This window comes from Paenibacillus mellifer (assembly GCF_023195895.1).
Taxonomy (GTDB): Bacteria; Bacillota; Bacilli; order Paenibacillales; family Paenibacillaceae; genus Fontibacillus; species Fontibacillus mellifer.
The window spans coordinates 18,340-40,878 of the sequence record NZ_JALPRK010000023.1; the positions used below are offsets into that span (position 1 = coordinate 18,340).

The window sequence follows — 22,539 nt, forward strand, 5'->3', positions numbered from 1 at the left end:
TTTCTCGGTCAGGATCGCGTTTGATTTTGCTCTGCATCCCCGCTTACGGGTTCGTATGCTGTCACATCCGGCTGCTCAGGCATAAAGCCTGATCGTGTATGCAGGGTCGTATCTTCATAAATCGTGCGTGGATCTCCATCCGTTTCGATTGGTTCTTGGTCGTGATTTGGCATACTCGAATCCCCCTTTACGCTGAATAGCGTCTCCTGGATTGTGATATTTCATTCAACCAAATACTTATATGACATATTTGCTATACGCCAAAAATGAAACAGTTCTCTTATTCATGTGTGATTTGAGGTGATAGATGAAGTCGAAAGTATGGCTATAATTGATACTTCTAATCATTCCCTGAAAAGTTTTGTCGAAGGTATTGAAATATACAATAGCATATATTAAATATATCATGTAAGCCTTTCCAATCCAACCCAATCGCGCCAGGAGGTGGATCATCGATCATAACGAAATTTCCGCTACCTATTCCCATTAAGAGAGGTGACGATTTATGTTTCGCAAATGGATCATGTTAGGTTTAGCTCTAGTATGTACGCTTACATTACCTTTAGGGGCTTCTGCAGAAAGTTCTGTTCAGGCGGATCTGAACAAGAAGGACGGTATTGTCTGGCCGAAAAATCAGGAACTCCCCACCTTCGCTAAAGCCAAACGTTTGGATGTCGCTCAAGTGTACGACGCGTCTGGAGACATCAAAATTCTGCTGACGACGCTTCAAGGCATCGTCAATCGCAAAGAGCCGAGAATTTACGTGCAGCAAAACGAGAAAGATCCCTGGATTAACGATATTCAGGTTCCTTATCGGATTCATGATGACGCAATGGACATCGTCAAGGCTTACGCCCGAGAAGTGAAAGGCGTAATCGTCTATGATCCGGCCGTTCCGGATTCCATCAATGTCGCGACAACGCTTGCCGGGTTGAAAGACGCCGTCGTGGCCAGTCCCGAATTGGCAGCGGAGCTGGCTAAGACGCCCTACCGCTTACGTGTAATTGAGGATCTGCAAGGGAAATTCCAAGATCGGATGGATGCCTACACTTGGCAGTATGAGCATTTATGGAGTCAAACGACGAAGCGGATGCTGGTCGGCCTCAGCCCCAATACGTCCATCCCGCTTCCCCCGGACAATTGGGATACGTTCCGCACGGTGCTTACCGAACCAGAACAAATCCGGGATGCGAGCAACCGGAGAACGTATGACCTTGATTTGTCCGAGTTCCTAGGTGGAGATGCCATCTATCTTCGTTTTCAAGATGCCTTCACGCAAGACGGCTGGGGGCCTGCGGTTCATGAAATCAGCGTAACGGCCGACGGCGAGGAAATCCTTCGTTTCGAAACCGGAACGCCGGAAGAGGAAGCTTATCTGTATGACCGCCAAGGCTCCAAGTTCTTACCGGGCGCCGACCACCGTTTTGCCGACAATGGCAACTATTTCGTGTACGAGTTCAACCCGCCTGCGGGTACCCAACAGTTAACCGTATCCGTCGAAATGTGGAACCAATTTACCGTCTCCGCCAGCAGTGTTCAACCGCTCTCTTCGGAGCAAAAGGAGCCGTATGGTTACCTCCGCGATTATGCGGTGGCCAACAAGGCCATGGTGTTTTGGCTCTCCAGCGGAGTACCTGAACAAAGGGCGTTGTTCGAACGGATCTTAGCGGATGTGGAACCAGGAACACCGTATTTGGGTTGGTTTGATAATGATGTTGAAGGCGAAGTCGCCGGGATTGACCTGACCTCTCGCTATGGCGTTTACGTCTTGCCTTCCGACTGGTTCCATAATATGACGGTAATGGCGGGGACAAAAGCGAAGCCGGCAAAGCCTATCAAGCCGGTAAACCCGAAGCTGAACAACAAGATCTACGTGACCTTCACGTTTGGCGAGGGCGATAATCTGCAATACGATCAAAATCATATGCGCAATCTTTGGGATGATCCTGCTCGCGGCGAAGTGCCCATGAACTGGACGGCCAGCCCGCTTCTTGTTGATGCGGCCCCTGCGATCCTAGACTATTACCAGTCCACCGCGACGAAAAACGATCTGCTGGTGGCCGGACCCTCAGGAGCCGGATATTTCAGTCCACAGGTTTGGCCGGAGGAGAGCTTTGCCCAATTCATGATGGATTCCTCCCCCTATTTGAAGAAATCCGGCATGTCGTATCCTTTTGTAATTAACCGTGAAAACAACCGAGACGTTCCTCTCACAGGTTCCAAAGCGGAATCCTATGTGAAAGAATTGAAAGTGCCTGGCCTGTTCCTTGGAGGCGGTAGCGATAATTACGTAGAAATCGTCAACGGCAATTTACCCGTTTCTTATTTCAAAGGCACGACCACTGCCAGAGATGGAATCAACATTTTGAACGATGCGAAAGCTTCTTGGGACGGGAACTCGCCGATGTTTGTTTCCGTAGGGGTCAACGCTTGGAGCATGAGACCCTCGGACGTCGTAGCGATCACGCAAGCGCTGGGACCGGAATTTGAAGTTGTGTTAGCGGATAGCTATTTTACACTGATTCGGGAAGCTTACGGCCTTCCAAAGAAACCTTAACTTAAGGAGAACCTCAATAAAAAGGCGGGACCGTCCCCAAAGGGATGATTCCGCCTTTTTCTGCTTCGGTGAGTGCTTTATAACGATTCCTTGATCACTCGTTTATAGAACAGGACCGACAACAACCCAAAGATCGAATAAAGTGCCGTATAGATCAGCATCACCAGGATCATCGGTGTCCATAGCTCCGTCCCGAACAAGAACCAGCCGGATCGGACGGCAAAATAACTATGCGACAAACCAACGGCTAACGGGATACCGAAGTTGAACACTTGCTTGAATTGAATGCCCCGCAGCAGGTTGCCTGGCGTAAATCCAAGCTTCCGCAAAATCGTATAGCTCGGCTTCTCCTCTTCCCCTTCGCCCATTTGCTTGAAATACAAAATACAACCAGAAGTAATAAGAAAGGTTAAGCCCAGAAAACCAACGATAAACATGATTAAGCCCATATTACTCTTCTGATCCATGACGATCTGATATTGGGACACGGCACCCGAACGTTCCTCGTATCCCCGTTCGTGAAAGATTCGGTTGGCTTCCTCCAGATCTTGGCGATTCACCACATCAATCCCGTAATATACCGAGTATTCGCGCTGAAGATCGGGTTTGGCATCCTTCTCCAGACGCTCGTATATCGCGTGATCGACGATCACGGGCGGCATGCCGGCCGAGAAATAAAGCGAGACGATCGCCTCCTTATTCGTATCGATGACGGTGATGGGAATCGATTCCTTCTGTCCCATGAATCGAATTTTCTCATTGGACTTCATGCCCATGAATTGCTCTACCGCATTACTCGTCCCCGCAAATAATGCTTCATCCGGACTGACGTCAATCCCTTCGACATCCTGTTCGTCGATGACAGTAAGCTTGATGATTCCGTTCGTCTCCCCTCCCACGATGGAGTTGAATACTCTCGAAACATCCCCCTCCGTCATAAGGACCCGGCGTTGGGTTTCTCTTGTCTCGATCCCGGCTTGTTTCAAAGCCTGCTCGAAAGCATCAATGTCCACCGGATCTAGCAGCGTGAAATGATTCGGCACGGTTTGCTCGGCTGATTTTTCCGTCGAATAATAAGAGATATAACTAAGTGACAACAACCCGATCGCCAGAGCCGACACGGTCGTGATGATCGTTAACAGCAGCGCGTTCGATTTCATCCGGAACATGATGGACGATAAGGATAGAACCTCATTCAGCGACAGATACCCGCCCTTCGCTTTGCGCACCAGATTAAATATAAAACTGACCGACCCTTTATAAAACAGGTACGTTCCGATTATCACCGAACCTAAGATGAGGATCATCGCCAGGAATAACTCTCTCATTTCGGTATACTTCCCACCAAACAGATCCGCCGAAATCCGGTACCCATAGAGGATCAGGCCAATTCCCAGAACGCCGATGACAATTTCGGATAATGGCATTTTGCGATAAGCATTTTCCGTGGTGGACGTCACTCGGAACAACGACAGAATGCTTTGCCGCTTGATGAACAAATAGTTCATTAACATGATTAACAAGTAGATCGCCGCAAAGACAACGACGGTCTGCACCAGCGCCTGCGAGGAGAACCGCAGCGATGCCTTAGCATCCACGCCGATAATCTGGAACAAGATCATAAGCAGCAGGCGGGAGCAAGAAAACCCGACGAACATGCCGATCAGCATGGAGCCGAAATACAAAATCAAATTTTCGCTGCTGAGAATTCTAAAGATCTTCCCTTTCGTTAACCCTATTAATTGAAAGAGTCCGATCTCTTTGCTTCGCCGCTTGATGAAGATGGTATTAGCGTAAAGCAAGAAGATAGCGACGATAGCCACGAGCAGCACCGAAGCTGCGGCTAAACCGGCAGCTCCTTTCACAGAGCCTTTCATCTCGTCTAACGCCGGATCGTACTGCAAGGTGACGAATGCAAAGTAAAGCGCAACGCTGAAGACCAAAGCGAACACGTACAGATAATAGTTTTTGAGATTTTTCCTCAAATTCCGGTATATTAGATGGGTCAAGCTCATTCCTGCACCCCGCCTAATACGCCCTGAGCCTTGATAATGTCGTTGAAGAACGCCTGCCGTGGTTCGTCGCCTTTATTCAGCTGGGAATAGATTTGTCCATCCTTAATGAAAACAACACGGCTGGTGTAGCTCGCCGCCACCGGGTCGTGGGTTACCATTATAATGGTTGCCGCGATTTTGCGGTTCAGCTCGCTGAGCTTGTTCAGCAAATCAGAAGCGGATTTCGAATCCAGCGCCCCCGTGGGTTCATCGGCAAAAATGATGCTCGGATCGTGGATAAACGCCCGTGCGGCCGAGGTCCGCTGTTTTTGTCCGCCCGAAATTTCGTTCGGGTATTTGTCCTTGATGTCATAGATGCCAAGTTCATTAGCGATTTCCTGGAACTTAAGGTCAGCTTCTTTCCGAGATACACTTTTGATGGATAGCGGCAACAGTACGTTTTCTTTAACCGTTAACGTATCCAGCAAATTGTACTCCTGAAAAATAAAACCGAGATGGGTTTTGCGGAATTCAGCCAACTCTTTCTCTTTAAGTCCCGTAAACTCTTTGCCTTCGATTCTGATGCTGCCAAGGCTGACCTTGTCGATCGAAGAAAGCACGTTAAGCAAGGTTGTCTTGCCGGAGCCGGACGCCCCCATGATACTGACGAATTCGCCTTTCTCTACCCCCAAGTCGATTCCCTTCAACACTTCTTGACGATTGAATTTGTTGCCATAACTTTTATGAATTTTGTTGGCTTCGAGTATCGCCATGATTGATCACTCCTTTGTCCTGCCCTTATCATAACTTGCGTGGGATGAGTTTTCCTGCGATTCACCGAACAAAGCAAACGGGCATGTGACATTGTTGTCACATGCCCAGGGTATGGATGTAGGCATTGCTTTTCGGAAAATGCAACGTAAAAACGGTTCCTTCACCGGGCGATGATTCCACGCTCATCCGAATCGACAGCGAATCCGCGGCTTTTTTCGCCAAATATAACCCCATGCCGGTGGCCGCGTGATCTTCATGGTTCCTCGTAGAGGTGAAGCCCTTCTCGAAGATGCGCGTCAGGTCCTTCGTTTCAATCCCCCGACCTCTGTCGCGGACGTACATCCAGGCTTGTCCATCCGGAGAAATCCCTGATTCCACGTTGATATCAGCAGCTTCGCTATATTTCACAGCATTAGTCAAAAGCTGGCGTACAATGAACGCCAACCATTTCGCATCCGTAAGCACTTCCTGAACGGAGAAGTTGAGGTCAAAACCAATGCCTTTTTGCAAGCACCATGCCCGCAGCTCCCGAATCTCATGATGCAACAGCGGCTCCAGCTTCACTTGCTCGATATACAAATCGTTTTCGATAAACGGGATCCGCTTCTGATGTAACTGCCGATCCAGAAGCAGATGGATGCGCAGCCACTCTAAGCGAAGCTGCTCTTTCAGCGGCTCGTCACCCATTCGATCGATCATGAGTCGCATCGCGGTCAAGGGAGTTTTCACCTCATGAATCCAGGACATCAGCTCGTCCTTCTCCTCTTCTAACTGGGCGACAAGCTGTGACGTTTCACTGCGAAACTTGTCCGTTTGCTCGTTTAGACGTTCCATGACGACGGATTGAAGCGGGCTCTCCGGCGCAGTAATCGTGTTTAGATCGTACGTGTCGTCCCAGGTGGCCAAGTTTTGATAAAACCGCGTTTCTTTAGGGTAGCGGATTAATAGAAAAGCTCCAAACACCAACAGGGACAAGAATACGATGTATAACATCGGCATGAACGGAATCGTCCGATCGATCGCAGCGACGAATAGAAGTAGCAGCTGCAGGACAAGCACTAAGAAGATCCAACTCAACCGCTCATGCACGTATTTTCTCATCATAATACTTGAACCTCTTCTGTCGCCATATATCCTTGACCAACCTTTGTTTCTATATAGGCGTCCAGCTCGAGGTCCTCCAGCTTTTTTCGTAGCCGATTCACGTTCACCGTCAAGGTATTGTCGCTGACGAAATGCTCGTTGTCCCATAGACTACGGATTAGCTCCTCGCGACTGACTATCCGGTTTTTCTGCTCTACGAGCAGCTTGAGGATCAGCATTTCATTCTTCGTTAACTCGATGGTCCCCCGCTCCGCCGCGATCGTATTCCGTCCATATTCGATTGTCGCACCGCGCCACGTCCTCAGCTCGACGCGCTCGGTATTGTAGTTGTATACACGGCGCAGCGTGGCCTGGATTTTGGCAATCAACACCTCGAAATGGAAGGGCTTTTGGACAAAATCATCCGCGCCTAGCTGCATGGACATTACCATGTCCGTCGGATGGTCACGCGAAGACAAGAAAATGATCGGTACGTTGGAATGAGCGCGGATTTGTCGGCACCAATGAAATCCATCAAATTTAGGCAGCTGAATATCGATCAGGACCAGGTCGGGACGAACCGCGGTAAACTCCTGCAGCACATTTCCGAAATCCTTAACGCCATAAACCCCGTAGGACCACTGCTGCAGACGTTCCCGAATTTCTTGAAACAAGGACGGATCGTCTTCGATTAGCATAATTTGAAACAAGCGAATCACCACGTTTTTAGGATTCTTTACCTAATCCAGTTTAATGGATTACGAGGCGTTGCGCTATCCTTCCGTTAAATCGCCGTTAATTCGATTTCGAAGCCCAAATCCTCGATCATCTGGTGATCTACGGATACGTCTTGTCCTTCTGTCGTCATGTAGTCCCCAACGAAGAGGGAATTGGCCGCATATAAGGATAGCGGCTGCAACGTACGGAGGCTGACCTCCCGGCCGCCAGCCACACGAATTTCTTTCGATGGACAGATGAAACGGAACAAGGCTAACACTTTAAGCGCTCTTAGCGCAGGCACCCGTCCCGCCCGTTCCAACGGCGTACCCGGGATGGCGTTCAGGAAATTGATCGGAACCGAATCGGCATCCAGCCCGCGGAGAGCAAAAGCCATCTCCACGATTTCCTCATCCGATTCACCCATGCCGATGATCACGCCGGAGCAGGGAGACATCCCGTGTGCTTTGGCGGTTTCGACCGTCGCCACGCGTTGGTCGTAGGTGTGGGTCGTCGTGATCGACGGATAGTTCTCACGGCTCGTGTTCAAATTGTGGTTATAGCGGTGAACCCCGGCTTTACTCAGCCTCTGCGCCTGCTCCTCCCGAAGAATGCCAAGACAGGCGCAAATCTTCAGCGGCATCGTTGCGCGGATTTCGGCGACCGCTTCGGCTACCTGCTCCAGTTCCTTATCGGTTGGTCCTTTGCCGGAAGCCACGATGCAATACGTCCCTGCCTTCCGCTGCATCGCTTCGCGAGCCCCAGCAACCAACGTCTCTTTATTAAGCAACGGATATTTAGGGATCGAAGCCGTCGAGATCAAGGATTGCGAGCAATAGCCGCAGTCTTCGGGACATAATCCGCTTTTGGCGTTAATGATCATGTTCAGCTTGACTTTGTTGCCATAGAAATACCTTCTGACTCGATAGGCCGCCTCCATCAACGACAGCAATTGATTGTCGTCAGCATGTAATACGGACAGTCCCTCTTCCAATGTTAAAACCGCTCCGTTCAGAGCTTTGTCGGCAAGCCAATCCCAGCTCTGTTCACCCATCTTGCGTTCGTTCATCCATCATCCCCGCTTTTTATAATCTATTGGTTTCTCACAAAAAGGCGTCAATTGTTAACCAAATGTATAATTATAGGTTGACAATTGATCTTCTAGATTTTACCTGAAAGCTTGGATGTTGTGAAGGGTTTATTCAAATTGGTATGTAGCGCGCTTGCCCCTACATAGGTTGTTATAAGGCGAAATTTTACAGGAGGGATATGTTATGCAGATACAAGTGCGACCGGGAGATACGTTATGGTATTACAGCCAGATCTTTCAACTGCCGCTGCAGTTGATCGTGGATTCCAACCCCGGTATTCAAGCGGGGAGCCTTAGCGTGGATCAGACGATTCACATCCCGGGGTTTCTGACAAGTGAATACCAAGTCAAGGCCGGAAACTCCATCTGGAAGCTGTCCAGAGACCGCGGGGTTTCGATGGATGTGATCCTGCTGCTCAACCAGACGGTAAATCCGAACCGCCTTGCGGTTGGCCAGCGGTTGCAGCTTCCGCTTCGGGTGACCTGGTTCGTGGTTGACATTCGCAAACCCTACGATTATGCCGCGCTGCGGGACGATTTGAACCGTTTGATGGACATCTATCCGTTTATCGCCTACCGAGATATCGGGAATACGGTGATGAATAAGCCTATCCCCGAGTTGCGTATCGGAAAAGGAAGCAAACGAGTGCATGTTAACGGAGCTTTTCACGCGAATGAATGGATCACGACGCCGGTGTTGATCAAATTCTTGAATCAATATCTGCTTGCGCTTACGAACAGCAGCTCGATTCGCGGTCTGGCGATGTGGCCTTATTACGAAGAGGTCACTTTCTCGATGGTGCCTATGGTAAATTCTGATGGTGTAGACCTGGTGATCCAGGGATTACCGAGCCAGGAGCCCTACCGCAGCAATGTGCTGTCTTACAATAATGGAAATACCGATTTCCAGGGATGGAAAGCCAATATCAACGGAGTAGACTTAAACGACCAATTCCCGGCTCTATGGGAACGTGAGGTTGCCAGGAATCCGGTGGAACGCGGGCCTCGGGATTATCCGGGCACCGCGCCGCTAACAGAACCGGAAGCCATCGCCATGGCCAACCTGACCCGGCAGAGCGACTTCGATCATGTTCTCGCGTTCCATACCCAAGGCCAAGTCATCTATTGGGGTTTCGAGAACCGTGAGCCGGCTTATGCCGAAACCATCGCGAATGAATTCGCCCGGGTCAGCGGTTACGAGGCCATCCGTAACGTGGAGAGCTATGCCGGATATAAGGATTGGTTCATTTATGAATTCCGTCGTCCCGGTTTTACGATCGAGCTGGGTACCGGCGTTAATCCCTTGCCGCTCTCTCAATTTGACGAGATTTATGAGGAAAGTTTGGGGATTTTGTTGGCTAGTATGTATATGTAGGATACAGTATTTTATTAATCAGGCCCCCTGCTGTTCGCAGAGGGCCATTATTGATGTTGGATCGAACATGCTATGATACTTGTATAGTTCAATGAACACTGTAGAGTAAAAGGAGTTTTGCAAATGAAAAAGAACCGTTTGGGTTCCTCTGAATTGTTCGTGAGTGAAATCGGACTGGGCTGCATGTCGCTGGGAACGGATGAATCGAATGCGATTGCCTTGATCCATGAGGCGCTGGACCGGGGTGTTAACTTTCTCGATACTGCCGATCTATACGATGCCGGAACTAATGAAGAGATCGTTGGCAAAGCCCTCGAGGGGCGCCGAGATCAAGTCATCTTAGCGACCAAGGTGGGCAACCGCCGGATTCTCGGACAAGATGGCTGGAGCTGGGATCCGTCCAAGGCGTACATCCTGTCAGCAGCCAAAGACAGCCTGCGCCGACTGGGTACAGACTATATTGATTTGTATCAACTGCATGGCGGGACGATCGAGGATCCGATCGACGACACGATTGAAGCGTTTGAACAATTAAAGAAAGAAGGCGTCATCCGGGAGTACGGAATTTCTTCCATTCGTCCGAACGTGATTCGCGAGTACGTCTCTCGCTCCTCAATCAGCAGCGTCATGAATCAATACAGTATCGTGGATCGGCGCGGTGAAGAAGCTGTTTTTCCACTGCTTCAAGAGCACCGGATCAGCGTGATCGCCCGGGGACCGTTAGCAAGCGGAGTACTGGCAGCAAACCGCGAACCGGCCAAAGGCGTTCTTGATTACGAGCTGGATGAATTGCACGACCTTCGTCGGAAGCTGCAGGAGTTGGAGACATCGGAACGGTGCTTAACGCAGCTGGCCATCCGCTATTCGCTTGCCCATCCGGCGGTGGCCGTGGCCATTCCCGGAGCCAGCTCGCGCGAACAGCTATTGCAGAATCTTGCCGCGGCTGACATTCCTGAGTTAAGCACCGCTGAGGTTGAACTGATTCGCAGCTTTAGTAAAGCAAATCAATATACGGTGCACCGTTAATCTATAAAGAAAAGCAGGCCATTCCAAGTGAAAGGCACCCTGATGGTTAAGAACTAACCACAAGATACCATTCACCAAACGGCCTGCTTTTTTATGCAGATTTAGGTTATTTAACAGGGATCCATTCGATCCCCCAGCCGGAAACCAGTTGGGTGAAATCATTGGCTTTCAGATACAGCCGATCCCCAATGACCTTCGAGTTCGAGCGGTCAATTTGAAAGGACTGGGTCCCGGTAGAAACGGTATAACGATAGGATTTCATATTGCTCCCTGAACTCCGCTTCACTTCCCAACTCAAACGATCGGAGACGGGGCGAACTGGAATATACAACTCCCGGTCGAGCCCAAAGAAGACGAACGGCAAAGCGATTTTCGCGCCGTTTAGCGTCAAATTGGCCTCCCCCTCTTGAACGTATTCCAGCGTTTTGACCGGCAGTTGATCGGCTTCCAGATCGTCCGGTACTTCAGGTGCTTTCGTCGCAGCCGAACCTTGTACTCGATCATAAAACGCTTGAACCTCTTGATCGGTTACGCTTCTAACCTTCCGAGTACGTACATTGTATAAATGCGTCTTCCGGGTAGGTTCGTTATAAGTTAGCAAGAGTTCTCCCCGCTGTTCGTCATAGCCCAGTAAAGAAGCCAGAAATAAACGATGGGTTTCCTGCGTATCGGGATTCATGCGAACGATTTCGTTCTGTTTGGCCGTCTCGCTATACCGCTCCATGAGCAGGGAACCGTCCGGAAGCCAATAGGTCACTGGCCATACCCCACTGTCGGTGACCTGACGGATAACACCGTTCTGGTTGTTTTTCACGAACATAGCCACCCGCTTGGAATAACCTTCGAAATAGATCACCTTTCGAATGCCAAACTTGCCGCTTGGGGAGTTCTGATATCCCGTCTTCCCTATCAACCGATCCCCGGCCGTATCCAGGTAGACCTCACCGAAAGGCGTCGGAGCTAATCCCTGTGTAAATACACGCACATAGGGACTTCCCTCGCCTCCCCATAACTCGATGACCGTCTCGGGAAGCGCAAACCACGTCCCCTCCTCTGTCCGTGAGAGGACCTTCCTTTTGGACTGCCCGTCATCTGTCGTCAAGTAGGCATTATAGTAGGCTTCTTTTGTATTCGGGTTCGTATAGGCATGATAAAACTCCGCCTCTGCGGCAACTGCCGTACTTCTGATCATCGTCCAAGCCAAAGTTGTCGCTAGAACGCCGTAAACCGTCGGCCGAAGCCAGCTTTTCCTAAGCTTCATCTTTGTTCCCCTTTCCCTCTCCCATTCTATTTAGTATAGACGACGAATCCAAGGGAAAGTTACGACATTTACAGGCCACTACGGATTAATTCACCTGCCAAGCGGAGCAATTCTTCTTTCGAAAGCCGATGACCGCCATAAGTGGTTAACATAAAGTAAGCATCCTGCTTCTCGTTATACCAACTCAGGTAATGGTAGTTTACTTCTTTCCGGTCTACATCGTTGTATACCACGGTCCGCCCTTCTACCTGAAACGGTTCCGTCCGATTCTCCGGCTCCTGATAGACCGTCATATCTCCCCCATGCAGCAGGTTCACACTTAGCCCGATATGAGCCGTATCCAGAGTATAAACGCCATAGACGGAAGCCGCCTCATTCCATGGAACCGTTTGGCTAAACACCCGTTGTCCCTTCGCCCCCTCCGCCTCTGTGATTAGTTCATGCAATACCTTTTGATAATATGGTGACGTACTCAGTTGCTGAGAGATGGGATACAAATAAGGCCACACCGTTCCGTATTCGAGCGGATAATCGGCTACGGTTTCCGGCAATAGCGGTACGCCAGTTCGTTTCATTTCTTGCAGAAACATTGAGTACGAAGTCCACCGTTTTTCTTTATAGGCGAATTGGAGTTTATTCCCCATGTTGGAAGAAGCATTGGTCGGAGCCTCTTTAACATAGTACGCAATCAACTCCCCGGACTTGGCCTTTTTCAGCGCTTGCTGCTCGAAGTTATTGTTCGACACAGGTTCCGGTCGACGTTCCGGTGCCGCATACTGAACTTTGACTTCTCCCGCTGTATTACGTATTTGAATAAACTCCGAGGTTGCATATGCGGTGACGGAAATCAGCATTAGCGTGAGCAGCCCGGCAACTGCCCCCGTTGGACTCAGAAGCTTCCAGACTAACCGCTTTCGGCCCGGCTTCTCCTCCCGAATCTGTTCCATTACCCGCTGTGTTACCTCGATTTTTGGAAACGCGTCCATCCGGCTTGCGGCTTGAATCAGGCTTTCGAGTTCATGACGTTCTCCGTCTCGTGACATCCCATTTCCTCCTTCTCCTGTTCCATGATCAAAGCCGTTTGCAGCTTACGTTGAATTCGCTTCATTCGTTTATGTAACGCATTAGGGCTGACCAACAAGATTTCACTTATTTCAGCAAAAGAACGCTGCTCTATTACGCGCAGAACCACCATGTTCCTTTCCTCCGGCGTTAGTCGCTGCAAAGCTTGTTCGATCGGGTAGCTGTATAATCGCCCAAGGATCTCCTGCTCTACACTTGCTGTGGTCAGGTCCGGCTTGAACAGTCTTAGCCATTGCCGATGCATACGTTCTTTCCGAAGCAAGTTATAACAATGGTTCATCGCGATCCGGTACAGCCACGCGGAGAAACTGACCTGAGGCTTGTAGCTGTGAATGGAGCGGTAAGCCTTCACAAAAATATCCTGAACCGCATCCTCCGCATCGTAACGATTGCCGAGCAGTCGGCAGCAATAGCGGAAGATCTGCTGCTGGAAATGATCCACGATCAGCGCAAACCGTTCCCTGTCTCCTTGTTGAACACGGACAATTATCGTTTCGATGTTATTGCTATCTCGTTCTTGTTCCCGTTCCGTTTCGAACACCTCCATGCTCTTACTACACTATATAACATATGTCTTTCTGCAAAAGTGCCTCATGGACACAAACAATTCTCCAACATACAACCCATGAACGGGAGACATACTACTCACGAGCAAGCCAATATGACGAAGCAAAGGAGATATCTTCATGGGTGTGTTAGACGGCAATCCGAAGCACGAGCCGATGCATTACGGTGAAATTTTTACCATTTGGGAGAGCTCGATGGCGGCCAAGATGATCTTGTCCTGCTACCAGCTATTCACGTATCATGCCGGTGACAAAGATTTGAAAGAGATTCTAAAGGATTTGATGGATCAAGCCAAGCTGGAAATCAAGGAATTGGACAAGTTGTTAACGGACAATGGGATCACTCCTTCCCCGATGTTGCCGGAACGGCCTGAAGCGAAGTTGGAGGATATCCCGCCGGGCGCCCGTTTTGCCGATGCGGAGATCGGGGCGAAGATTGCTATGGATACCGCCGCTTCATTAGCGGGCTGCAGCGGAGCCATGGGGTTGTCGATCCGGGAGGATATCGGGGCGTTGTTTGCGAAATACCATGCCGCTAAAACGGCCTTGGCTTTAAGAATTTTGCGCATGAGCAAAGACAAAGGCTGGCTGATTCCTCCGCCGTTGCTAGTCAAGAAACCTGAGTAGAAACAAAAATGAAGGGAGAATCCTTTGCTGCGATTCTCCCTTAATTTACGTCTTCCCGTTCAATGACCGGGATCCCGCCGCGGATAGCCACCTTCATGACGAATTCCGTAGATCGCTCCCGCAGGCACAACTCCATATCTTCGGGTAGAAACGCAGGTTGCTCCGGATCGAAAAATTTGGCCGCTGCCGCCGATGCGCGTATCCGCTCCAAAGTTTGCGCCGCCGTTGGTCTACTGTCTCCGCTTAAGATCCCTGCGATGTATTCCGCGCAGGCTAGATCATCATCCCCCGTCGGATGTGAAGCGATCAAATGCAGTGACAGTTCGGGGCCCGAGCCCATGAGTCGGTTTTTGATCCAAGCCGCCGTCGTAGCCGCATTGGAAAACCCCGTTACAAATATGTGCTTGGCATTTAAGGAGTTCAAAGTGGCTTCCACGCCATTCGTTGTTTTTTGAATTAGCGTCTTTCCGGCAAGGTCTGTTTGCGCGATCCGAGCCGGCGAATTATCCAAATCAAAACCCGGAATAGGCAAGCCACTGATTTCTCCCGCTAGCAAGGACTCGGGATGATTCTGTTTGAAGCGAAACGCCTCTTCCAGCGATCCGGCTAATATAATCCTTTCAGCTCCCCGAATAAAAGCGTAATGCGCGACCGTAAAGGCCCGGATCACATCGATCACCACATGGACCTCCGCATCAACCAACCTATGGTTGTTGCCCTGAACGATTTGGATCATGTTTTCCCTACCCTTCTGCGAATTACATTACCAGCTTATGCCTGTTGGGTGGGAAACCGTGCGTATGGATGCATACCCAATTTCCGAATGACAAATAATGAACGTATTCGTAATCATTAGGTTTCGATTTCAATCCTGAGGAGCTAAACCCATGAATAACACCAAAACGCGGAAAAAGCTGCAAATCACATTTCAAAGCGACATTTCGTTCCCCGAGGAGGAGTCGGCTGGCCGATCCAAGGAGAAGGCGGAAGCCTCGGAGCAAAGCGGATCCAAAGGCCGGATATGGGAGTTTATGGCTATCGCGACGATCCCCATTGTGCTGGTGTTCGGCAATTCAATGCTAGTGCCTGTCCTTCCGGAAATGCAACGTCAACTAGAAATCAGTAAATTTCAGAGCAGCTTGATTATTTCCCTCTTCTCCTTGGCCGCTGGACTATTCATCCCGGTGATCGGTTATCTGTCCGACCGGTTTGGTCGTAAGAAAATCATCATTCCCGCGTTAATCGTTTATGGTGGCGCCGGGGTATTAGCCGGTTTCGGAGCCATTTGGAACTCCTATGCCGTTATAATCGCAGCACGGGCCATTCAGGGCATGGCGGCAGCAGGAACAGCACCTATCGCTATGGCGCTGGTGGGTGATTTGTATAAAGGCGGGACAGAAAGTAAAGCTCTGGGATTGATTGAAGCATCCAACGGCGTCGGCAAAGTGCTTAGCCCCATTATCGGTTCGTTGCTGGTGCTGATCGTTTGGTACGCTTCTTTTTTCGCGTTTCCCGTATTCTGCGCTTTATCGCTGCTTGCCGTTATGTTTCTGATCAAGGAACCCAAATTGGGCGAGAAACAACCGTTAAAGTCCTACATCCATAAAATCGGACAAATTTTCCGTAAAAAAGGGAGTTGGTTGATCACCTCCTTCTTTGCCGGATCGTTGGGACTGTTTATTTTATTCGGGGTTTTGTTTTACTTGTCCAATACCTTGGAGGAAGCTCCCTACAATATTGACGGAGTCCTCAAAGGCGCTGTATTGGCCATCCCCCTGCTCGGCATGGTCATTACTTCCTATACGACAGGCAGCCTGATTAAGAAGAAAGGACTGTTGATCCGCTGGCTGATGAACATCGGGCTGATCATGATGACACTGGCGCTGGCGGCGACGATATTTTTCTTCAAGAACATTTATGTATTTATCGGCTTGCTGACGGTCAGCAGCATTGGGACCGGCCTGCTTCTGCCTTGCTTGAATACGATGATTACCGGCGCGGTGCAAAAGAGCGAACGCGGGATGATTACGTCTCTGTATAATAGCCTGCGGTTTTTAGGCGTTGCCTTTGGTCCGCCCCTGTTCGGGTGGATGATGGACATTTCCGACCGAGTCGTGTTTATCACCGTGTCCAGCTTATCCCTGGTCACCCTTGGACTGGTCTTTTTCATGATCAAACCTCCTCGTCAAATTAGTTGATCTCCCTCCAATATTTGTTAATTCCATGGGCACCTGCTGCGATGAATTCGCATATGATGCCTATGTCATCGGTGAAACGATAAGTTAACAAGGAAACGAGGAGATTCCAGTATGAAGAGTACCTTACGTGCCGTCTGGCCTGCCGAGTTGTTTGATCCGAGCGGACTTCGTCAGACCATCGAACCGGAAGGAAGCTTGCCCGAGCTGCAGGTTACCGGTTCGGGTCTAACGATGGTGATCGATAAAGGACTCGGGCGGACCGCCTTCATGGATTTCATTGAACTGGCCGCGGGTTACGTAAACTGCATCAAATTTGGTTTTGGAACCGCTCCGCTCTACAGTACGGAGCTATTGATGTACAAGATTAACCTAGCCAAGCAACAAGGAATCATGGTGATGCCTGGCGGGACGCTGCTTGAGACGGCGGTTCAGCAGGAGGTTGTCCCTGACTTCTTCAATACGATCTGCCGGCTTGGGTTCAACGGCATCGAAGTGTCCGACGGTACGATCGAGTTGCCCCGTAAACGCCGTACTGAGCTGATCCAAGAAGGGAAAAGCCGAGGGCTTCGGGTTGTCACCGAATTTGGCAAGAAATTATCCGGTTCCCTTATCGATGCCACTCACTTGGCGGAGACCCAGGAAGCCGATCTCGAAGCCGGAGCTGAGCTGATGACCGTGGAAGCACGCGAGTCAGGGATGGGAGTCGGCATTTTCGATGATCATGGCGAATGCCGCCAGGATATATTGGACAATATCCTCAAATTCGTACCCGATTCAACCAGGCTGATGTGGGAAGCCCCGCTGAAACACCAGCAAGTCCTGCTGCTTCGCAAATTTGGCGCAGGCGTGCATCTAGGCAATATCCAGCCGCAGGATATTCTGTCTCTTGAAACGATGCGGCGGGGACTCCGTCAGGATACGTTCGAATTCGGCCTCCGGCAGAAGCCTGCTGAAGAGTGTATCTATGTGATTTAACACAAAAATAATCGGCCAGGTAGAGTCTCACCTGGCCGATTATTTTTGCTTAGTTGCCCAAGTTTTATAACATTCCGGCAATACAACGCTCCTTAGTCTAATCTGGGTTAGGAATGTTGTAGAGAAAGTGCAACATTTCCGCATCGCAGGTTAGTTTGTGGGTGTAAATGTTGCAGTAAATGCAACATTTCACCTCCACAGACCCGTTTCACCACCCAAATCCTGCACGAATTGCAACATTTCCGCGATCTGATCCACTTACTTCTGGGACGACGAATCCCTTTCCATTTCTCAAGGAGTTAGAACAACAACCGTTCCTCCTCCTGACTATGAATTTCATTAATCTCTAACAAGGCATACAGCTTATGGAGAATCACCTTACTGAAACCACTAGTCTCCCGCAAATGGCGGATGTTTTTCACCACAATTCTCATCAGCTCATGATCCCGTTTCAATTGCAGAACCGTTTCCTGCAACGCCGAATACTTCTCAACGACTTCCTGATAGAAACCGTCCTCTTCTGCATCCGCGTGGCTCAGAATCCGCGACTCCCAGTATTCCAGCAATTCTTCCGTTGCCTGATCCGCCATCTCCAAATCCCCACTTGCGAACAGACCTTCAACTTCCTCCGTTTTCGACAGCGCTCCTGCCAGACCTCCGGCGTGAATGGCTTGATGAGCATGTCGTTGCCGTAAAGATGGACCAACTGGCATAATCTCCCCTCCCCCTAATACTAATCCAATCCATATCTTACTTCCCTGCTTTTCCTTCCGGAAGTTCGGAGAACGTCCCGACATAGCGGATATCTTCCCCTGATTTATCCTTCACGGCACTAATGTTCAGCCATTGCAGATACATCTCGCCGTTCTTGCGTTTGTTCCAGATTTCGCCCTGCCACATGCCGGTTTCTTTAATGCTCTTCCACATCCGCGCATAATAATCAGGGGACTGACGGTTTGCACGTAAAATACTCGGCTTCTGACCCACCGCTTCCTTTTCTTCAAACCCCGTCACTGAGGTAAACGCCGGGTTCACCGCCACGATGGTGCCTTTAGGATCCGTCACCAGAATGCCCTGCGCCGTATTGTTGAATACTTCCGAGGATAAGCTCAGCTTGTCGGAATAGATCATCCAGAGCACCAGAATCAAGCTGGCTAGAGCGACCTGAGACAACAGCATGAATCCGATGGAATATTGACCCGTCACCGAGTGGATATAGGACAGCAAGAGCGGCGGAAAAAATCCGCCTAGTCCGCCCATCATCGAGACAATCCCGTTCACGATCCCAGCCTGCTTATTGAAATACTGGGGGACCAGCTTAAAGATGACCCCGTTCCCAGCCCCGGCGACCATCGCGATCACCAAACAACCAACCGTGTACAGTGTGAACGTTGGAGAGAAGGCCAGCACGATCGCCGCCAGCGTGAAGCCCGAAAATATGATGATCAGCAACATCAAAGCATTAAACCGGTCCGCCAACCAACCGCCGATCGGACGCATAAAGGTCGCAAGAGCGATAAATCCGGCCGTGCGCATCCCTGCATCAACTTTGGTCAGATCAAAATTCGTCACCAGAAAGTTCGGCAGATAAACGGTGAACGCAACAAACGATCCAAACGTGATAAAGTACAGCAACGAGAACAGCCATAGCTTTTCATTCTTGTACACGCCTTTGATTTGTTCCATCAAAGCGGTCTTCACCTTCGGCTCCTTACGATCGCCAAAGAAGAGATTCAGCGCCGCAAAGACCAGCAGAAGGATCAAATACAGCTTAACGGTGGCCGACCAGCCGATTTGCGTTGCTACGACCGGGGCGGAGAACGAAGTAACCGCGGTACCGAGGTTCCCGAGCCCATACACGCCGTTGACCAAGCCGTGCCGCTCTTTCGGGTAATATTTCGGAAGCGAGGTGACGCCGACGGAGAACACCGCCCCGCCAATCCCGAGAAACAACCCGCCGATGATCAGATCCATGTAAGTATTCGCTTCACTGATGTAAAACACCGGAAACAACAGCAAAATGAAGCTGATCAAGAAGATGATCCGCGCCCCGAAGATGTTCGCATAATACCCTAGCGGGATACGCAGAACCGAACCCAACACGACGGGAATCGCCGTAATGATCGCAACCTTATCGGCCGGGATCTGAATGTCCTCCCCCATAAATGAGACGAGGGACGAGATAATGACCCAAACGGCAAAGCCCACAATCAGATTTAACGTTTGCAGTGGCAATTGAACTTTTCTAATCAAATTAGATCACCTTTTTCAAATGACTTCGGAATGACCATCGATTTCCCCACCCGTATTTTAGCCGATTCCCTTAGCGGCCCTGAATAGGGTTTTCCCCTGTTCGCTTCAGGAAACTCCCTACTTAACCGATTTAGACACAAAAAAGCCCATAAGCACCGGTTGATGTTTATGGGCTGCTCATTGAATGGGAATTTATTCAACAATCAGGGTGTATAGCTCCTTATTCAACTGCTCTTGTTCCTCCGGCTTCATGACCTGTCCGGTCATCGAGAACAACACGGTTTCCTCTTTGACGAAATGCACAGTCAAAATTTCAAACGCTTCTCCTGCGTCCCGGGACAGAGCCTTCATCTCCTCCAGGGTGAACTCGCCGCCCACATAGTGGAGAAAGTGGTCGAGATAAGCGAAGATCTCTTCATGTTCCTGTTCGATCGAAACGATCGGACCTTGATCGTATCCTATATGTTTCCCTAATCGCGAAAAAAAATAAGTCTCTTCTTTTTGAAAATGCTTGCGCAAAGGTAATTTAAAATCGTGGATCAATTCGCGCAATCGAGCGAACTGTGATTTGCCCTGTTCCAAGGAATAGCGATCGTCCTGAAAGTCCAAAACGATGGAATGCCATTCGTTCATTAAACTAACCAAATACCGATGTTCGTTCTCCAAAATACGCATGGCGGGCAATTCGTTCAGCAATGTTCCTTGTTCCATGTTACCAGCCTCCGTTAAAAGTCCAGCAGCTTTTTTTTGATGGCGTATTCCACCAGCTCGGGTCTTGATTTCAAATTTAACTTCTCCATGATTTTGGCTTTATGAGCCTCAACGGTTTTCACAGAGATATGCAGCATTTCGGCAATCTCCTTATTTCCATACCCCTTAGCAACCAGCGGCAAGATCTCGATTTCACGGGTGGATAACAGCTGGTAGGGATTGCTCTCATCCGCTTGCTGATCATGGCTTACGAATTCACGAACAAGGGAAGAAGCCAGCTTCGGATGGATATAGACCCCGCCTTGATGCACCATGCGAATGGCCGAAACGAGCTGTTCGTCCGGAGAATTTTTCAGAACATACCCGCGCGCGCCTTTCTTAAGCACATGAAATAAATACTCCTCGTCATCGTGCATCGTAAGAATGATGATATGGGTGTCTGGAAAATCCTCGTGGATTTTGGCCGTCGCGATCAAGCCGCTTTCCCCGGGAGGCATGCTAAGATCCATCAGCAAGATGTCGGGCCGGTGTTTGGCCACCATTTTGTAAGCCTCGATCCCGTCCGCAGCCGTCGCCACGACTTCCATATCCTCTTGAAAATTGATGATCATCGTAAAACCGCTCCGGACGACGGCGTGATCATCCGCGATTACCACCTTCACAGAACCTTCCCCCTTGCCCTCGAAAGTTAACCCTACCTATGGGCGCTATGGCCGTTTACAGGGAGAACGCTCCGAACGGAACTCGCAAATGGACCGTTGTGCCTTCCCCCCGTTTAGAGGTAATGGAGATTTCACCGCCTACGAGCTCGGCTCGCTCTTTCATCCCGTAGATACCAAGTCCGGTTCCCTTCGGATCGTTCGTATTCACGTCGAATCCGTTCCCCTGATCGGAAACAATGAGCTCCAACAAATGCGCTGAGGCAAACAGACGCACGTTAATCTCGTCAATATCGGCATATTTCAAGGCATTAAGTACCGATTCCTGGCATACCCGATAAACGACCGTTTCCACTTCACTGTTAAATCGTTGACCCCCGAGCTCTGCAACAAATCGTACCAGCACACCATAGTTTTTCTCAATCCATTTAAAATGAGAACGAAAGGCTGCGTCTAGGCCGAGATCATCCAGAGAAGCCGGCCGCAGCTCCACTGACAGGTTGCGGATTTGCTCCAGCAATCGGGTGAGCGAGGCTTCGGTTTGCTGGATTTTTTGCAGCGCTTCTTCTTGTACGTTCAAATATTTGAGCACGCGCAGATCCACCAACGAGCTAATCAACTCTTGAGCTACGCTGTCGTGCAGCTCGCGGGAGATTCGCTTGCGTTCGTCTTCCTGGGCCTTAATGACGCTCTTCATCATGGTGTTCTGATTGAGCAACTGCTGCGTCATAAGTTGATTCGTCAAGTCGCGGAGGGTAAGCACCCGGATACCCTCCGCCGTATCTACGGTTTGAAAGCTGGCGGAGAACGGCACCACGCCTTTGGTTTTCGTCTCAAGATATAGCTGGAAGGAGCTGAAATCCTTCTCCGTGTTGGATAGATAGCAATTTAGACAAGACATCGGTTCTTCTTCACTGGTGTAGCCCCGGCAAGAGAAGCAAAACGAATTGCTATCCGGTCCGGCTGGTTCCTCCAGCACTCGGCGATCCAGAAGATGTTCGGCCCGGGAATTCATCGCCATGACCCGATGGCCGGCATCAAAGAAAATGATGGCATCGGAGCTGTGTTCAAATTGTTTTTGAAGCAGCTCGATCGGTATATTCAAGGATGAAGGATTCATGGGTTCAGCTCCTTGATTTCAAAATCGCCAAACCTGCCTTGGAGCCATTCATATAACCGGCGTAACTCTTCGTGCGACATCCGCTTCTCACCACGATAACCGGTCAAGAGCACACCTTCAACCCGATCCGTCAAATACAAGGGGATCGCCGCCAAGCTGGTTAACCGTTCCGAAATTAAAATCGGGTAATTGTACATTTCTTGGGGTTTAAGCCCGTCGGCGACATTTGCAACCAGCATGGGACTGCCGGTTTTGAATACGATACCGGCAATCCCTTTACCTGACTGGAGGACGATGCGTTTATATCGATTGTTCAAGTTGCCCGAGGCATACTTCCAGGTAAGGACGAAATCGTTAACGGCCGACTCGGCAAAAGCCAGCGACACGAAGTCATACCCCATCTGTTCTCTTAATTGATCGATGAGTACCTGGTAGCAACTGGAGGTTGGATTCATGTATTCGTCTCCCTA

Annotated in this window: 22 protein-coding genes; 6 read left to right on the top strand and 16 right to left on the bottom strand. The window is 49.9% G+C overall.

The features are described 5' to 3' along the window. Positions 1-8: 8 nt before the first annotated feature. A complete protein-coding gene (locus M0651_RS19455) occupies positions 9-173 on the bottom strand; it encodes a hypothetical protein (RefSeq protein WP_248553392.1) in 165 nt (54 codons plus the stop codon). A 332-nt stretch (positions 174-505) separates the two neighbouring features. On the opposite strand from M0651_RS19455, the gene M0651_RS19460 reads away from it, so the two are divergent. Next, positions 506-2,557 (top strand): GxGYxYP domain-containing protein, encoded by a 2,052-nt coding sequence (locus tag M0651_RS19460; RefSeq protein ID WP_248553393.1) that lies wholly within the window; start codon positions 506-508, stop codon positions 2,555-2,557. Positions 2,558-2,634: 77 nt separating this feature from the next. Here M0651_RS19460 and M0651_RS19465 read toward each other — a convergent pair whose 3' ends face one another. From M0651_RS19465 to bioB, 5 genes are all read right to left on the bottom strand, one after another. Beyond that, a complete protein-coding gene (locus M0651_RS19465) occupies positions 2,635-4,572 on the bottom strand; it encodes an FtsX-like permease family protein (RefSeq protein ID WP_248553394.1) in 1,938 nt (645 codons plus the stop codon). After that, complete coding sequence (locus M0651_RS19470) at positions 4,569-5,324, bottom strand: ABC transporter ATP-binding protein (RefSeq protein WP_248553395.1); 756 nt, start codon at positions 5,322-5,324, stop codon at positions 4,569-4,571. The genes M0651_RS19465 and M0651_RS19470 overlap by 4 nt, the downstream gene beginning before the upstream one ends. A 97-nt stretch (positions 5,325-5,421) precedes the next feature. Then, positions 5,422-6,429 carry a sensor histidine kinase gene (locus tag M0651_RS19475; RefSeq protein WP_248553396.1) on the bottom strand — a complete coding sequence of 336 codons (1,008 nt, stop codon included), beginning with the start codon at positions 6,427-6,429 and terminating at the stop codon, positions 5,422-5,424. Continuing rightward, positions 6,426-7,118, bottom strand: a complete 693-nt coding sequence (locus M0651_RS19480; RefSeq protein WP_248553397.1) for a response regulator transcription factor — start codon at positions 7,116-7,118, stop codon at positions 6,426-6,428. The genes M0651_RS19475 and M0651_RS19480 overlap by 4 nt, the downstream gene beginning before the upstream one ends. Positions 7,119-7,192: 74 nt before the next feature. Then, complete coding sequence (gene bioB / locus M0651_RS19485; RefSeq protein ID WP_248553454.1) at positions 7,193-8,179, bottom strand: biotin synthase BioB; 987 nt, start codon at positions 8,177-8,179, stop codon at positions 7,193-7,195. A 220-nt stretch (positions 8,180-8,399) separates the two neighbouring features. Here bioB and M0651_RS19490 point away from each other — a divergent pair, with 220 nt between their 5' ends. Together M0651_RS19490 and M0651_RS19495 are read left to right on the top strand one after the other, a co-directional pair. Then, on the top strand, positions 8,400-9,590 hold the full coding sequence (locus tag M0651_RS19490; RefSeq protein ID WP_248553398.1) for a M14 family metallopeptidase: 1,191 nt from the start codon (positions 8,400-8,402) through the stop codon (positions 9,588-9,590). A 123-nt stretch (positions 9,591-9,713) separates the two neighbouring features. Then, the gene (locus M0651_RS19495) at positions 9,714-10,616 is read left to right on the top strand and encodes an aldo/keto reductase (protein ID WP_248553399.1); all 903 of its coding nucleotides are present in this window, start codon (positions 9,714-9,716) and stop codon (positions 10,614-10,616) included. A gap of 106 nt (positions 10,617-10,722) precedes the next feature. Here M0651_RS19495 and M0651_RS19500 read toward each other — a convergent pair whose 3' ends face one another. The 3 genes from M0651_RS19500 to M0651_RS19510 all read right to left on the bottom strand — a co-directional run bounded on the left by M0651_RS19500 (position 10,723) and on the right by M0651_RS19510 (position 13,501). Continuing rightward, positions 10,723-11,877 (bottom strand): hypothetical protein, encoded by a 1,155-nt coding sequence (locus M0651_RS19500; protein WP_248553400.1) that lies wholly within the window; start codon positions 11,875-11,877, stop codon positions 10,723-10,725. Positions 11,878-11,945: 68 nt separating this feature from the next. Continuing rightward, the gene (locus M0651_RS19505) at positions 11,946-12,920 is read right to left on the bottom strand and encodes a hypothetical protein (RefSeq protein WP_248553401.1); all 975 of its coding nucleotides are present in this window, start codon (positions 12,918-12,920) and stop codon (positions 11,946-11,948) included. Further along, positions 12,881-13,501, bottom strand: a complete 621-nt coding sequence (locus tag M0651_RS19510; RefSeq protein WP_248553402.1) for an RNA polymerase sigma factor — start codon at positions 13,499-13,501, stop codon at positions 12,881-12,883. The genes M0651_RS19505 and M0651_RS19510 overlap by 40 nt, the downstream gene beginning before the upstream one ends. A 145-nt stretch (positions 13,502-13,646) precedes the next feature. Here M0651_RS19510 and M0651_RS19515 point away from each other — a divergent pair, with 145 nt between their 5' ends. Then, entirely contained in the window at positions 13,647-14,153 is a 507-nt protein-coding gene (locus M0651_RS19515) for a DUF3231 family protein (RefSeq protein WP_248553403.1), read from the top strand. A gap of 40 nt (positions 14,154-14,193) precedes the next feature. Here M0651_RS19515 and M0651_RS19520 read toward each other — a convergent pair whose 3' ends face one another. Continuing rightward, the gene (locus M0651_RS19520; RefSeq protein ID WP_248553404.1) at positions 14,194-14,889 is read right to left on the bottom strand and encodes a 2-phosphosulfolactate phosphatase; all 696 of its coding nucleotides are present in this window, start codon (positions 14,887-14,889) and stop codon (positions 14,194-14,196) included. A 151-nt stretch (positions 14,890-15,040) separates the two neighbouring features. Between M0651_RS19520 and M0651_RS19525 the strand changes: the two genes are divergently transcribed. Beyond that, complete coding sequence (locus M0651_RS19525) at positions 15,041-16,351, top strand: MFS transporter (protein WP_248553405.1); 1,311 nt, start codon at positions 15,041-15,043, stop codon at positions 16,349-16,351. Between the two features lie 111 nt (positions 16,352-16,462). Beyond that, positions 16,463-17,326, top strand: coding sequence for a phosphosulfolactate synthase (gene comA / locus M0651_RS19530; RefSeq protein ID WP_248553406.1), 864 nt, complete (start codon positions 16,463-16,465; stop codon positions 17,324-17,326). Positions 17,327-17,625: 299 nt separating this feature from the next. Here comA and M0651_RS19535 read toward each other — a convergent pair whose 3' ends face one another. The 6 genes from M0651_RS19535 to M0651_RS19560 form a co-directional block, all read right to left on the bottom strand. Then, on the bottom strand, positions 17,626-18,039 hold the full coding sequence (locus M0651_RS19535) for a hemerythrin domain-containing protein (protein ID WP_248553407.1): 414 nt from the start codon (positions 18,037-18,039) through the stop codon (positions 17,626-17,628). A gap of 37 nt (positions 18,040-18,076) precedes the next feature. Then, positions 18,077-19,579 (bottom strand): nitrate/nitrite transporter, encoded by a 1,503-nt coding sequence (locus M0651_RS19540; RefSeq protein ID WP_248553408.1) that lies wholly within the window; start codon positions 19,577-19,579, stop codon positions 18,077-18,079. 192 nt (positions 19,580-19,771) lie between these two features. Next, a complete protein-coding gene (locus M0651_RS19545) occupies positions 19,772-20,290 on the bottom strand; it encodes a hemerythrin domain-containing protein (protein WP_248553409.1) in 519 nt (172 codons plus the stop codon). A gap of 14 nt (positions 20,291-20,304) precedes the next feature. After that, the gene (locus M0651_RS19550; protein WP_248553410.1) at positions 20,305-20,952 is read right to left on the bottom strand and encodes a response regulator; all 648 of its coding nucleotides are present in this window, start codon (positions 20,950-20,952) and stop codon (positions 20,305-20,307) included. A gap of 55 nt (positions 20,953-21,007) precedes the next feature. Then, entirely contained in the window at positions 21,008-22,069 is a 1,062-nt protein-coding gene (locus M0651_RS19555; protein ID WP_248553411.1) for a sensor histidine kinase, read from the bottom strand. Continuing rightward, positions 22,066-22,524 (bottom strand): GAF domain-containing protein, encoded by a 459-nt coding sequence (locus tag M0651_RS19560; RefSeq protein WP_248553412.1) that lies wholly within the window; start codon positions 22,522-22,524, stop codon positions 22,066-22,068. The genes M0651_RS19555 and M0651_RS19560 overlap by 4 nt, the downstream gene beginning before the upstream one ends. Between the last annotated feature and the right edge of the window lie 15 nt (positions 22,525-22,539).

Coding starts and splice junctions, on each gene's coding strand:
- M0651_RS19455 (WP_248553392.1), bottom strand. CDS start 173: ATGCCAAATCACGACCAAGAACCAATCGAAACGGATGGAGATCCACGC.
- M0651_RS19460 (WP_248553393.1), top strand. CDS start 506: ATGTTTCGCAAATGGATCATGTTAGGTTTAGCTCTAGTATGTACGCTT.
- M0651_RS19465 (WP_248553394.1), bottom strand. CDS start 4,572: ATGAGCTTGACCCATCTAATATACCGGAATTTGAGGAAAAATCTCAAA.
- M0651_RS19470 (WP_248553395.1), bottom strand. CDS start 5,324: ATGGCGATACTCGAAGCCAACAAAATTCATAAAAGTTATGGCAACAAA.
- M0651_RS19475 (WP_248553396.1), bottom strand. CDS start 6,429: ATGATGAGAAAATACGTGCATGAGCGGTTGAGTTGGATCTTCTTAGTG.
- bioB (WP_248553454.1), bottom strand. CDS start 8,179: ATGGGTGAACAGAGCTGGGATTGGCTTGCCGACAAAGCTCTGAACGGA.
- M0651_RS19490 (WP_248553398.1), top strand. CDS start 8,400: ATGCAGATACAAGTGCGACCGGGAGATACGTTATGGTATTACAGCCAG.
- M0651_RS19495 (WP_248553399.1), top strand. CDS start 9,714: ATGAAAAAGAACCGTTTGGGTTCCTCTGAATTGTTCGTGAGTGAAATC.
- M0651_RS19500 (WP_248553400.1), bottom strand. CDS start 11,877: ATGAAGCTTAGGAAAAGCTGGCTTCGGCCGACGGTTTACGGCGTTCTA.
- M0651_RS19505 (WP_248553401.1), bottom strand. CDS start 12,920: ATGTCACGAGACGGAGAACGTCATGAACTCGAAAGCCTGATTCAAGCC.
- M0651_RS19515 (WP_248553403.1), top strand. CDS start 13,647: ATGGGTGTGTTAGACGGCAATCCGAAGCACGAGCCGATGCATTACGGT.
- M0651_RS19520 (WP_248553404.1), bottom strand. CDS start 14,889: ATGATCCAAATCGTTCAGGGCAACAACCATAGGTTGGTTGATGCGGAG.
- M0651_RS19525 (WP_248553405.1), top strand. CDS start 15,041: ATGAATAACACCAAAACGCGGAAAAAGCTGCAAATCACATTTCAAAGC.
- comA (WP_248553406.1), top strand. CDS start 16,463: ATGAAGAGTACCTTACGTGCCGTCTGGCCTGCCGAGTTGTTTGATCCG.
- M0651_RS19535 (WP_248553407.1), bottom strand. CDS start 18,039: ATGCCAGTTGGTCCATCTTTACGGCAACGACATGCTCATCAAGCCATT.
- M0651_RS19545 (WP_248553409.1), bottom strand. CDS start 20,290: ATGGAACAAGGAACATTGCTGAACGAATTGCCCGCCATGCGTATTTTG.
- M0651_RS19555 (WP_248553411.1), bottom strand. CDS start 22,069: ATGAATCCTTCATCCTTGAATATACCGATCGAGCTGCTTCAAAAACAA.
- M0651_RS19560 (WP_248553412.1), bottom strand. CDS start 22,524: ATGAATCCAACCTCCAGTTGCTACCAGGTACTCATCGATCAATTAAGA.